General features: G+C 71.1%; 10 protein-coding genes and 1 pseudogene. 5 read left to right on the forward strand and 6 right to left on the reverse strand.

What is annotated here, in order from left to right:
• Positions 1-2: 2 nt before the first annotated feature.
• The 3 genes from Q1N79_RS12135 to Q1N79_RS12145 all read right to left on the reverse strand — a co-directional run bounded on the left by Q1N79_RS12135 (position 3) and on the right by Q1N79_RS12145 (position 2,452).
• Positions 3-725, reverse strand: coding sequence for a response regulator transcription factor (locus Q1N79_RS12135; RefSeq protein ID WP_300608425.1), 723 nt, complete (start codon positions 723-725; stop codon positions 3-5).
• A 101-nt stretch (positions 726-826) separates the two neighbouring features.
• Positions 827-1,138, reverse strand: a complete 312-nt coding sequence (locus Q1N79_RS30665; RefSeq protein WP_367185063.1) for a LuxR C-terminal-related transcriptional regulator — start codon at positions 1,136-1,138, stop codon at positions 827-829.
• A 132-nt stretch (positions 1,139-1,270) separates the two neighbouring features.
• A complete protein-coding gene (locus Q1N79_RS12145) occupies positions 1,271-2,452 on the reverse strand; it encodes an LCP family protein (RefSeq protein WP_300608427.1) in 1,182 nt (393 codons plus the stop codon).
• A gap of 331 nt (positions 2,453-2,783) precedes the next feature.
• Here Q1N79_RS12145 and Q1N79_RS12150 point away from each other — a divergent pair, with 331 nt between their 5' ends.
• The 3 genes and pseudogenes from Q1N79_RS12150 to Q1N79_RS12160 form a co-directional block, all read left to right on the forward strand.
• Positions 2,784-3,434, forward strand: coding sequence for a MarC family protein (locus Q1N79_RS12150; RefSeq protein ID WP_300608430.1), 651 nt, complete (start codon positions 2,784-2,786; stop codon positions 3,432-3,434).
• 104 nt (positions 3,435-3,538) lie between these two features.
• Positions 3,539-4,237 carry a CPBP family intramembrane glutamic endopeptidase gene (locus tag Q1N79_RS12155; protein WP_300608433.1) on the forward strand — a complete coding sequence of 233 codons (699 nt, stop codon included), beginning with the start codon at positions 3,539-3,541 and terminating at the stop codon, positions 4,235-4,237.
• Positions 4,234-6,030, forward strand: a pseudogene (locus Q1N79_RS12160) (alpha/beta hydrolase); the annotation flags it as partial. The gene Q1N79_RS12155 and the pseudogene Q1N79_RS12160, both read left to right, overlap by 4 nt.
• A gap of 33 nt (positions 6,031-6,063) precedes the next feature.
• Here the strand turns inward: Q1N79_RS12160 and Q1N79_RS12165 are convergent.
• The 3 genes from Q1N79_RS12165 to Q1N79_RS12175 form a co-directional block, all read right to left on the reverse strand.
• Positions 6,064-6,816: an ABC transporter ATP-binding protein gene (locus Q1N79_RS12165; RefSeq protein ID WP_300608437.1), complete on the reverse strand. Its 753-nt coding sequence runs from the start codon at positions 6,814-6,816 to the stop codon at positions 6,064-6,066.
• Between the two features lie 5 nt (positions 6,817-6,821).
• The gene (locus Q1N79_RS12170; protein WP_300608440.1) at positions 6,822-9,527 is read right to left on the reverse strand and encodes an ABC transporter permease; all 2,706 of its coding nucleotides are present in this window, start codon (positions 9,525-9,527) and stop codon (positions 6,822-6,824) included.
• 110 nt (positions 9,528-9,637) lie between these two features.
• Positions 9,638-11,038 (reverse strand): glucose-6-phosphate dehydrogenase, encoded by a 1,401-nt coding sequence (locus Q1N79_RS12175; protein WP_300608442.1) that lies wholly within the window; start codon positions 11,036-11,038, stop codon positions 9,638-9,640.
• A gap of 165 nt (positions 11,039-11,203) precedes the next feature.
• Between Q1N79_RS12175 and Q1N79_RS12180 the strand changes: the two genes are divergently transcribed.
• Together Q1N79_RS12180 and Q1N79_RS12185 are read left to right on the forward strand one after the other, a co-directional pair.
• Positions 11,204-12,019 carry a CPBP family intramembrane glutamic endopeptidase gene (locus Q1N79_RS12180; protein ID WP_300608445.1) on the forward strand — a complete coding sequence of 272 codons (816 nt, stop codon included), beginning with the start codon at positions 11,204-11,206 and terminating at the stop codon, positions 12,017-12,019.
• A gap of 146 nt (positions 12,020-12,165) precedes the next feature.
• On the forward strand, positions 12,166-12,487 hold a 322-nt coding region (locus Q1N79_RS12185), incomplete at its 3' end, for a hypothetical protein (RefSeq protein ID WP_300608448.1).

A 12,487-nucleotide genomic window follows, 5' to 3' on the forward strand; every position in this document is an offset into this window, starting at 1 on the left:
GCCTACGAGGACGGGAGCCGCAGCACGTAGCCGACGCCGCGCAGCGTATGGATCAGCCGGGGCTCCTTGGTGTCGATCTTGCGGCGGAGCACGGAGACGTACGACTCCACGATCCCGGTGTCGCCGCGGAAGTCGTAGTCCCAGACGTGGTCCAGGATCTGCATCTTGGACAGCACGCGGTTGGCGTTGCTCATGAAATACCGCAGCAGCTTGAACTCGGTGGGGGACAGCTGCACCTGGTCGCCGCCCCGCCAGACCTCGTGGCTCTCCTCGTCAAGCTCCAGGTCGGCGAACTTCAGCCGCGGCGTCGGCTCCACGCCGTCACCGCGGGTGCGCCGCAGCACCGCCTTGATCCGCGCGATGACCTCTTCAAGCGAGAACGGCTTGGTGACGTAGTCGTCGCCGCCAAGGGTCAGGCCGCGGATCTTGTCGTCGGTGCCGTCGCGGGCGGTGAGGAAGACGACAGGGACCCGGGCGCCGCCGCCGCGCAGCCGCCGGATCACGTCGAACCCGTCCATGTCGGGGAGCATGACGTCCAGGACGATCAGGTCCGGGCGATGCCGCTGCGCGGCCTGCACCGCCTCGGTGCCGCCCGCGGCGGTGATCACATCGAAACCGGCGTAGCGCAGGCTCGCCGAGAGGAGCTCGAGGATGTTCGGCTCATCCTCCACGACAAGCAGCCTCGCGTCAGGCTGTGTCCGCACGTCGCTGACCGGCATGTCCATGTCGAAATGATCGCCTGTTTCGCTGAGAATAACCTGAATGAACTCTGGGGATGACCTGTCGCCTTCCCTCAGCGTACGCTCCGCGGCGAGTAACCGGACGCTCAGCGGCGGGCCGGGGCCCGCGTGGCCAGCCAGTGCGCGATCGCCTCCGGGCGGGAGTCGACCCCGAGCTTGGAGTAAATGCGCCGGACGTGATTCTTGACGGTCTTCTCCGCGAGGAACAGGTGAGCGGCGATCTCGCCGTTGGTGTGCCCGCCGGCTATCAGCGACATGACCTCTAGTTCGCGAGCCGAAAGCCCGTGGCTCGCCCGCGTGCCAGCCGGCTTGCCGCCGGTCTCGCCGCCGTGCCCCGTCCTGCGCCCGTTGAGCACAGTTCCCGCACCGCCCAGTCCGGGAACCTCGCCGCGGTTCATGAGACCTCCGGTTACCTGCAGCTCGTGCCGCCGCGATACCCGCCGGGCGCGGTGCAGCACTGTCCTGCCTCGGTGTCAAGACCTTCCTTTATAGGTACAGATACACCAAAACGGCGCTGCTCAAACCGGCCCTCACCCGATGGTCGTCCCGCTCAGCAGGCCGGAAGGAACGGGCTTGTTCTTCTGCAGCGCGGCGAACAGCTCCAGGGCCTCGGCCTGGTTCCACTGCACCGCGTCGCCCGCGTTGGACGTCACGTAGTTCGGGTTGGCGATCGGCACGGTGCCGGTCAGCGGGTCGCGCAGCGCGAGCGCCGCCTGCACCAGGTCATACAGGCTCGTGCCGTTGTCGACGGAGATGGAGCTCGCCGAGGTCGAGGCGAACGGCAGCGCCGTGAACGGGTTGAGGTACACGCCCGGGCTGGTGGCCTTGTCAAGAAGAGCCTTAAGGAACGCCCGCTGGTCTTGCATGCGCTGCAGGTCCTCGTCGGCAAACGAATGACGATCCCGAACGAAGGCGAGCGCCTGTTGGCCGTTCAGGTTCTGGCACCCGGCCTTGAGGTTGACGCCGGAGTCCGTGTCCTTCAGCGGGGCCGGGAGGCAGATGCGCACGCCGCCGACTTCGTTCACCACGCTGACCAGCCCGCCGAAGCCGATCCCCATGTAGTGGTTGATCCGCAGCCCGGTCACGTTCTCCACGGTCTGGACGAGCAGCGACGGCCCGCCGAAGGCGAGCGCCGCGTTGATCTTGTTCCAGCCGTACCCAGGGATCGGCACGTACGAGTCGCGGGGGATGCTGATCAGCACCGGCCTGCCGCTGCCGATGTGCAGCAGCATCAGCGAGTCGGAGTTCGCGGTCCCGAAGTCGAATCCGACGTGGTACTCGATGATCTGCTTGGTGGTAAGCCCGTCGCGGGTGTCAGAGCCGACGATCAGCCAGTTCTGCCCGGCCGACTGCCCGGTGAACGCCGGCAGCGTGACCGAGTGGTTCAGCTTGCCGTTCAGCCAGAAGTACGAGCCGGCAACCGCGGCGATCAGGATCACCACGAGCGATGCGCCGATCAGCGCTATGCGCCGCCCGCGCCGGCCCGGCTGTCCCCAGAATCGCCATCGGCGCCCGCCGCGGGGCCGGCCCTGGGCGGGCGGCAGGCCAGGAGCGGGTTCAGAAACCGGTGGCGGCTGCGCCGGCCAGGTCGCCGGTGCGGGCGCCCCGACGCCGGGCGCCCCGACGCCGGGCACGGTCATGCCGGGTTCGGGCGTGCTGCCGGACGGCTTCTCGTCCCTGTACCAGCCCTTCGGCCAGTCGTCGTCACTCATCGGGCGATCCCTCCCACCGGCCGTCTGCCGTCTAGCGATCGGTCTGCGGCGACGCAGCGCTTCCCACCAGACAACGGCCGGCACCCTGCGCTAGGTTCGAATTGCGTATGAAAAGTTCCCTGTGAAGCACGGAACAGTCGGCGCAGATCCGGACGACGGGTGGTTTCAGTGGTCCCGCGCGCAGCGGGCGGGGGGTCTCGGATCGTCACGCGCTACCCGCCCGAGTGTACCGGTGGTAGCTGGTGCTCACGTCAGAAGGAAGAGCCGTCCCGGATGTGCGATGAGTATTCGTCTAGTTACAAAGAGCGAGCAGGCCGGGCATCATCGGGCTATGGGAAGCATCAACTTCGCCGACGTCTTCGCGACGTTCCTCGCCCTGCTCGGACCGCAGAAGATCCTGCTCTCCTTTGAGGCGGCCACGCGCCGGCTGTCATCGCGCGAGATCCGCTTCCTGGCCGCGACGTCGAGCATCGCGGCGGCGGCCGTCGGCGTGGCATGCGCGCTGACGGCGCCGTGGCTGACCACGTTCTTCCACATCAGCTACCAGGCCGTCGAGCTCGCCGGTGGGAGCATCTTCTTCATCTACGCGGTCACGCTGGTCTTCGGGGTCCGCCTCTTTGACGAGGGCGGCGGGGAGCAGCCTGACGGCACTCCCGCGCACCCCGTCTCCACCGGGTTCCGCGCGCTCGTGCTTCCCTACGTCGTCACGCCGCTGGGCGTGTCGGCCGTGCTGGTGGAATCGCTGAGCGGGGCCGGCTGGGGGTGGCGCTCGGTCGTGGCGGCCAGCTACGTGGCCGTCGCCGCTATCGACCTCGTATGTTTCCTGCTGCTCGGGCCGCTGGTGCGGCGCATGCACGCGGTCGTCCGCGAGGTGCTGTCCCGGCTGCTCGGCCTGCTGCTCGCCGGCGTCGGCGTCAACCTCTTCCTGCAGGGCCTTACCGGACTCGGCCTGCTGCCCCACTACAGCAGCGGCGGGCACTGAGCTTTTCATCCCGAACGGGTGAGTTGCGAGTTCGCCCGGCCGGGCAGCATGGGGCTCCGCGGCTCCGTGGCGGGAGGGGGCAGGAGTTGGCGCGGACTATCCGGGTGAGCCCGGGTGCGGCGGTGGTCGTGGTCGTCGCGGTGCTTGCCTGTGTCAACGTTGCCGACATCAAGGTGGCGCATGCCGTGCTGGTGCTCGGGCCCGTGTGCGCCGCCGGGCTGCTCGCCCTCGCCCGGCTCGCCGGGCTCAGCTGGGGCGAACTGGGCCTGGGCCGGGGAACCTGGTACCGGGGGGCCCGCTGGGCCGCCGTCGAGATAGCCGCCGTGGCCGCGGTGTTCGCGGTCGGCGCGGCGCTTCCGCTCACGAGGGACGCGTTCCGCGACAGCCGCTACCACCTGGGCTGGGGGAGCGCGCTGCTGACCGCCTTCGTGCTCATTCCCGTCGGCACCGTGCTGCTCGAGGAGGTCGCCTTCCGCGGTGTGCTGTGGGGCCTGCTGCGCCGCCTGCGCGGCACGGCGACGGCGACGATCGGCTCGTCCGTGCTGTTCGGCTTGTGGCATGTGCTCCCGTCGCTGTCGCTGGCCACCGACAACGAGGCGATCGGCGACGCGGTCGGGAAGGGGCCCTCGGCCCAGGCGATCTCGGTGCTGGGAACCGTGCTGTTCACCGGGCTGAGCGGCGTGGTGTTCTGCGAGCTGCGGCGCCGCAGCGGCTCGCTGCTCGCGCCGGCGGGCCTGCACTGGGCGACCAACGCGCTCGGCGTGCTCGCGTCGGCCGCGGTCTGGGCGTGGGGGACGAGATGAGCGCGGAAGAGGCTGGCCTGTCGCCGACGCCCCCGCAGGGGACCCCGGCCGGGGCGGGCGGGCTCGCGCCGACGCCACCCCAGGGAATTCCCGTGCAGGCGCCCGGCCCCCCGCCACCCCGGGAACCCACCGGACCGCCGCGCGCCCCGGGCCCGCCGCCGCGTGCCGCGGTCGCGCAGCCGCCCCGCTGGCGGTTCACCCGGACGCGCCGCTACCTGGCACGGTTCAGCGCGGCGGGCCTGACCTGCGCGTTGTTCTTCTACTGCCTGTCGCTTACGCCGTCGCTGCTGCCCCGCGTGTGGTACCTGCAGGCGGTGATGTCCGGCGTGACCGTGGCCATCGGCTACGGCGTCGGCGCCTTCGTCGGCTGGCTGCTCAGGTCGCTGATCCCGTGGCGTGCCGATCCGCCGGTCCGCCGCGGTGCCTGGTGGGTGCTGGCTCTCGCCACCGCGGTCCTTGTCCCGTTGTTCGGCGTGCTCGGTGCCGAGTGGCAGCACCAGATCAGGGAGCTGGTCGACGCGAGCCAGCCGAGCGAGGCCAGCTACGTGCTCGTCGTCATCGTGTCGCTGCTGATCGGGCTGGCCATCGTCACGGTGGCGCGCGGGCTGCGGCAGCTTGTCCGCTGGGTGGCCCGGCTGCTCGGCCGCGTCGTACCCGCCCGCGCCGCGACCGCGCTGGCGGTGCTCGTGGTCGTGGTCGTGCTCGGCCTCCTGGTGACCGGCGTCCTTTCGCGGCTGGCGATCGGTGCCGCCAATTCGGTCTTCGGTGACATCGACAACGGCACGGCCGCGGGGGTGGTGCAGCCCACGGACGCGCTGCGGTCCGGCAGCCCTGAGTCGCTCGTGCCCTGGTCGACACTGGGCAGGCAGGGCAGGACGTTCGTCGCTGGCGGCCCGACGGCCGCGCAGATCAGCGCGTTCACCGGGACTGCCGCCATCGAGCCGATCAGGGTCTACGTCGGGCTGAAGTCGGCCGACTCGATAGCGGCCGAGTCCGCGCTCGCGGTCAGGGAACTCGAGCGGACGGGCGCCTTCGACAGGAAGGTCATCGTCGTGGCCACCACGACAGGCACCGGCTGGCTGAACCCGGCCATGATCGACCCGCTTGAGTACATGTACGGCGGGGACACGGCGGTCGCCGCCATCCAGTACTCCTACCTGCCGAGCTGGATCTCGTTCATCGTCGACAAGGCGCCGGCGCAAGAAGCCGGGCGCGACCTCTTCGACGCGGTCTACGCCAAATGGCACCAGCTGCCCGCCGGCCGGCGGCCCAAGCTTGTCGTCTTCGGCGAGAGCCTCGGGTCGTTCGGCGGAGAGGCCGCGTTCAGCGGCACGGACGACATCATCGACAGGACCTCGGGGGTGCTCTGGGTGGGCCCCACCAACAGCAACACCCTGTGGAGCCGCTTCACCGATGACCGCGCCCCCGGAACCCCCGAGTGGCTGCCCGTGTACCAGGGCGGCGGCACCGTCCGCTTCGGCTCCACGCCGGCCGAGCTCGCCGTCACCGCGGGCTGGAAGCAGCCTCGGGTCGTCTACCTGCAGAACGCCTCCGACCCGATCGTGTGGTGGTCGTGGTCGCTGGCCTTCCACCAGCCGGACTGGCTGCGCGGACCCACGCCACCCGATGTGTCCAGCGCCATGCACTGGTATCCGCTCGTGACGTTCTGGCAGGTCGCGGCCGACCTCGCGCTGGCGACGGCGGTGCCGCCCGGCCACGGCCACACGTACGGCATGCTCCAGGGCGCCGCCGCCTGGGCGGCCATCATCCCCCCGCCCGGCTGGACGGCCGCGCGCACCGCGGCGCTGGGCCAGCTGGCCGCGAACTTAGCCCAGCTGGCCGATGTGCCGGATGATGTCCTGCGCCGGGCCGTCCCTGGTGAGCTGGATGTCGTCGATGACCGCGCCGTCACGGAGCCGGATCAGCCGTTCGGATCTGGCGGCGATCTGCGGGTCGTGTGAGGCGAGCAGGATCGTGATGTGGTGCTCGGCGCGCAGCCGGGCGAGCAGGTCCAGGATCTCGGTGGCGGTGGCGGAGTCCAGGTTGCCCGTGGGCTCGTCGGCGAGCAGTAGCGCGGGGGTGTTGATCAGGGCGCGGGCGATGGCGATCCGCTGCTGTTCGCCGCCGGACATGCGTGCGGGCAGGGAGCGCTCGCGCCCGGCCAGGCCGACTGCCGCCAGCAGCTGCGTGGCCCGGTCGCGCTTGTCCCAGGTGGTGCGGTACGGCAGCACCGGCGCGAGCACGTTGTCCAGGGCGGTCAGTGCGGGCAGCAGGTTGTAGCGCTGGAACACGAAGCCGACGGTGCGCCGGTAGTCGGCCAGGGCGTTGCCACGCAGCCCGGTGACCTCGGTGCCGTTGACGGCGATGGTGCCGGAGTCGGGCCGTTCGAGCGCGCCGATCATGTGCAGCAGCGTTGACTTGCCCGAGCCTGAGGCGCCGGTCAGCGCGACGTACGCGCCGGCCTCGATGGTGAAGGTGACCTCGTCGGCGGCGGTGACCTGCCCGCCCTGGCCGGTGCCGTAGCGCTTGCTCACCGCGTGCAGCTCGAGCGCGCTGGTGCCTGGGGCAGGGGCGGTCATGGTCGTTATTCCTCGGCGAGCAGGTGGGCGGCGGGCAGGCGGCGCAGCAGCGCGGCGGGCAGCAGCGCGGCCGCCGCGGTGACGATGACCCCGGCCGCTGCGGCGGCGGCCGCGATGGCTATCAGCCGGGCGGGCAGCTGCCCGGCGAACCAGGCCGCGGCGGCCAGCCCGAGCCCGGCGCCGGCCAGCGACCCGGTGACGCCGATGATCGCGCCCTCGGTGATCACCAGCCGGGCCAGCGTGCGGTCGCGCCACCCGAAGCTCCGGATGGTGGCCAGTTCAGCCGCCCGTTCGGTGACGTTCAGGAACACCACGTCGGCGACCGCGAGCACGCCCAGGGCGACCGTCGCCCCGGCGGCGATGTAGTCCACGCCCCGGACCTGCACCGCGATCGCGTCGCCGAGCAGCGACCCGACGATCACCCCGCGGAAGGCGAAGCTGACCGCGGTCAGCAGCGTCAGCGCGGCGACGCCCACGGCCAGGCTGACCACCCCGATCAGGGTGCGCCCAGGGGTACGGGTCACGTTGAGCGCCGCCAGCGCGGTGATCCCGCCGGGCTGGTGCGCGCGGCGAACCGCGAGCACCGGCGGCCGGACCGAACTGACCGGGTCCGCCCGCGCCGCCGCCCAGGCCGGCCCCAGGCCCCCCGCCACCGCCACCACGACCGCGACCGGCACCGCCAGCAGCGCCCATCCCGGCGAGGCGTCCAGGCCCAGGGCGGCCGACATCGGGACGGCGATCACCGCAGCCACCAGCCCGGCCGCCAGGCCGATCCCGGCCAGCTCCCCCAGGACAGCAGAAAACAGCCGTGACCGGCGCCAGCCCACGGCTGCGAGCACGCCCAGCTCGCGCCGGCGACCCCGCACCGCGGCGGTCGCGGCGTTGCCGACGAACAGCACGCACACCACCAGGATCAAGATGTACAGCGCCACGCTGGTCTTATCCACCGCGTTCAGGATCGCCAGCGCCACGCCCTCCTTCACCCAGTTCTCGGACAGCGTCAGCGCCGGCTGCCCGAACTTGCCGGCGGGCAGGTCAATGGTCACCGGCGACGGCGAGGAACCGGCCACGATGTCCACGTCCAGTCCGGTGCGCTGCTCGATCTGCTGCGCCACCGCGCTGATGCGCTCGCGCGACAGCGCATCCGCCCCGGTCACGCCCGCGACCTTGACCCGGATCACGCTGATCGGATCGGCGGCGGGCACGCCGGAGTAGGCCGGGCTGTCCTCAAGCGCCGGCAGCGCGGCCAGCGTTGTGATCAGGTTCACCGGCTGGCTGACCAGGCCGCCCAGGTTCTGGCTGGGCAGCAGGTCGTTCCCGGCCAGCGCGCGGCTGCTTGCCGCGTTCGCCGGCGCCGCGGCGACCGGCTGGTAGTCGCCGAGCGGCACCTGCGACAGCGCGGAAAACGACTTGATATGAGCCGGGTCAAAGACGCCGGCGACCTTGATCAGGGCGAGCCCGTAGCCGTCGGCTCCGGCGGCCTGCCCGGTCAGATGCGAGGTCACCGTCCGGTACTGGCTGTCCTCGTCGTCCATGGCGACCCGAGCCAGGCTGCCCGTGTACCAGACCGACGGGGGGTTGACCACCTGACGCGGTGTCAGCACCCCGGCCGTTGTGGACCGGTAGTCCACGGGACCGACCGACCAGTAGCCGTTAACGAGAGTGCCAGCGGCGCTGCCCAGGAACGTCGTCGGCGGCCCGTCGATCACGGCGCTGTAGGCCTGCTGGGCCGTGGTGCGCACGGTGGCCACCGTGCGGCCAGGAGCCGAGGCCTGCGCGCTCTCCCAGGCATCGTTCATGTCAGGCATCGCCGACGGGGCCGCCAGTTGCTGCACGATCGTCTGCGCATACTCGTTCATGCCGCTGGCGGAGGAGGCCAGTACCGGCAATGTCGGGCTGTCGGCACCCTCGTTCTCCGTCAGGTAACTGCCGGAGACAAGCGCCTTGTTCAGCCCGTCCAGTTTCGCCTCCGCGTCCGGGTCGATCGCCGCGATCAGCACCGGGATAGTCCAGGTGACGAAGTAGCCAGCCGCGCTGTCGCTGGCCGGCCCCGGTGAGGGCGGCATGTCGGACTGGTTCACCCGGGACCAGCACCGTGCATAGGACTGCCCGGCCGTGCCGAAGGGATTCGCTCCCCGTGACAGGACGACGCCCGCCGCCGGGCACCCCGGACCGGTTCCGTCGGTCAGGTATTGGCCGTTGGCGGACTGCGTGAGTCGCAGCGGCGTCACGTACAGGTATCCGGGCGGCTGGGTGATGCGGCTGGCGCCGCCGTCGCTGACCCAGGTGGTGGTGGCCCGGTACAGCTGGCGGCCGGACCGGCCAAGCACGTCGGCGGGCAACGGCACGAACGTGAGCGCATTGAGCTCCGCGTAACCGACCATCGCGATCGGCGCGGCGACCTCCACTCCCGGGACCTGCTCGATCTGATGCCACTGGGCCATCGTGATCCCGCCGTAGATGCCCGACAGGAAATCGGGCTGCACCGTACCGGTCTTGCTCTCGACAGCGGTCCTGGCTCCCTTCGGCCGGACCAGGATGTCGTAGGCGGGCTGGAAGTTCGCCGACACCTTGCCGACCGTGCGCACCTGCGCGGTCCGCGACGCCGCGGTCAGCACGGTGAACGCGGTCGCGGCGACCAGCACCCCGATGAGCAGGGCCAGCGTCCGGGCGGGGCGGAACCGCACCTGCGACCACGCCAGCCTGCCCATCATCACACCCTTCGCGTGCCCGTGCCGTCCTGCCGGGCTGGCGCCAGCCCGGGGGCTGCGACTATGCTCAACCCTTACCTAGCGGCAATGCAAGGATGAGCGTCAGATCGTTACCTAGCGGCAAGGTAAGGCGCTGGCCGCACCCCTAACGGGGCCGCCTCACCCAGCCCGTCTGAACCTGCCGGGTACTCCTCCAGCGGCACCAGGTCCTTGGACCAGGCGTCGAGCACCGGCGTCACGAGGCGCCAGGATTCCTCGGCCTCATCGCCGCGGATCGACAAGGCGGCATTGTGGTTCAGCACCTCGAGCAGCAGGTGCGCGTAAGCGGGCAGCTCGGGCGGCTTGATCTCGGCGGACAGCGTCAGGGGGGCAAGACGCCCGGTCCACGGTCCCAGGCTGGTCAGCTCAAGGGCGAGGCTCTCAGGTTCCAGTCCGAACCGCAGCACGTTCGGCGCCGCCGACACGTTCCAGAAGGGCAGCTGCGGCACCTGCCGGAAATGCACCGCGACCTCCTTGCGGTCGCGGCCGAGCGCCTTGCCGCTGCGCAGCCGGAAGATCGTATCCGGCCAGCGCCAGTTATCAAGCCGCAGCTCAACCTGGGCGAGCGTCTCGGTCCGCGATTCCGGGTCCACCCCGTCCTCGTCGACGTAGGCGGGCAGCCGCCGGTCGCCGATCTGACCGCTGACGTACCGGGCCCGGCGGGTGTGCCGCGCCGCGTCGTCCGCGGTGAGCGGGCGCACCGAGCGCAGCACGTCGACCTTGCGGTCGCGCAGGTCACGTTCGCCGAGGCTGACCGGCGGCTCCATCGCCACCAGGCAGAACAGCTGCAGCAGATGGTTTTGCACCATGTCCTTCAGCGCGCCCACGCCGTCGTAGTAGCCGGCCCGGCCCTCCAGCGCCAGCGACTCCTCCCACAGGATGTCGATCCTGGCGATGTGGGTGCTGTTCCAGATCGGCTCGACCACGCGGTTGGCCAGCCGGAAGCCGAGGATGTTGCGCACGGTCGTCATCGCGAGGAAGTGATCGACCCGGAACACGTCCTGCTCGGACATGCCCTCGGCGAGCAGGTGGTTCAGCGCGACCGCGCTTGTCAGGTCCTCGCCGAACGGCTTCTCGAGGACTATCCGGCTGCCCTCAGGCAGTCCGGCGGCGAACAGGGCCGCGACCGCGCTGGGGAAAACCGTGGGGGGCAACGCCAGGTACGCCGCCAGCGGCTCGGCGCCGGAGACGGCCGCCGCGACGCTGCGCCGGTCGCCGACGTCTGCCTGCCGGTAGGACGACGCCGACACGACCGCCTGCCGCGCGGTGGCCGGCAGGTGCCCGGCGTGCTGCTCGAGCTGCGACCACGCCCAGCCCCTGAAGCGCTGGTCGTCCCAGTCCTCGCGGCCGGCGCCGGTCAGCCGGAACCGGTCGCCAAGCTGCCCGGCAGCCTGCAGCGCCCCGAGCCCAGGCAGCAGGTAGCGTGCCATGAGGTCGCCGGTCGCGCCGAAGATAACCAGCCGATCGATCACGGACGTCACCGTAGCCGCAGGCGGGTTGGCGCACCTCACCCGGAGAGGATGGCCGGGCGGCAGCGCGCCTCTCATCCACGCCGGGTGATCCGGCCGGGCCGTGCGGCGGTCAGCATCGGGATGTGAGCGCGCTCCCTGCCGTGGCACGCGAGGAGGGCGGCCTCGATGCGCTCCTCGCATGACGGCGCCGCTGCCGCCCTGGACTGGTCGGATGCGTCGAACCAGCTGTCCGGGCGCGCGCGCACGCTGATGACCTGGGAGGTCATCAGCGTGTTCGCCGTGTCGCTCGGCATCAACGCGCTGCACGCGGTCGTCTCGTTCATCGGCTCGGTGACCGAACGCCAGGCGCTCAGCGACCAGCACGCGGTGCTCAACTTCAGTCAGGCGCCGGGGCGCCCGTGGCTCGACCTGTTCCTGCAGCTGGTCAGCATCGCGAGCGGCCTGGGGCCGGTGGTGCTCGTCTTCTACCTGCTTGCCAGGAACGGCGAACGGCCCGCCTCGATCGGGGTCGACCGCTCACAGCCCGGGCGTGACCTGCTGCGCGGCGCGGGGCTCGCCGCGGTGATCGGCGGGACCGGCCTGGGCTTTTACATCCTCGCGTTCAAGGCCGGCATCGCCCTGGACATCGTCGCCCAGGGCCTGCCGGACGTCTGGTGGCGGATCCCCGTGCTCCTGCTGTCGGCGCTGCAGGACGGCCTGCTCGAGGAGGTGCTTGTCATCGGATACCTGCTCAGCAGGCTCCGGCTGCTCGGCGTGAGCCCCGCGCGCGCGGTCGCGATCGCCGCCGTATTCCGCGGCACCTACCACCTGACCCAGGGTTTCGGCGCTTTTATCGGCAACGCGGTCATGGGCGTCGTCTTCGGGGCGCTGTTCTTCCGCTGGAAGCGGTCGAACCCCATGATCATCGCGCACGTGCTGATCAACTCGGTGGCGTTCGTCGGCTACGCGCTGCTGGCGCCGCACGTCTCGTGGCTGCCCTGACGCCTTAGTCCGTCGATCCGTCCTGACCTCGCCCGGTTCACCCCTTCCGCATGAGGCGGGCCGATTCCTGCCACGCGATCGTGGGAAACAGGGCCAGGCGGCCTGGGCCGAGCCCGTGACCTGGCGTCCGGGATCCGGGAGTACAGATGAACGCGTCGTTGCGTGCGGCACTCAATGACCGCGAGCGCCTGCTGGTCGCGCAGACCGAGCCGGGCGCGCTGGCCGGGCTCGACCAGGACGCGGCCATGGACCTGCACACGAGGGTCCGCCGCGCTCGCGACAAGCACGTCAGCCTGTACCGGCGGGCCGCGAGCGCCCGCGTGGCCGAAGAGGGCGGCCGCGACGCGGCGCACCCGGACAACGCGCGCGCCGCCGCCAAGGCCGAGGCGTTCGAACAGGCCTTGTCCCGGGTCAGCCGGCGGCTGGCGGTGCTGGCCAGGGAGTCCGCCGCGGCGCTGCGCGCCGAGC

The organism is Trebonia sp. (assembly GCF_030042015.1).
Classification (GTDB): Bacteria; Actinomycetota; Actinomycetes; order Streptosporangiales; family Streptosporangiaceae; genus Trebonia.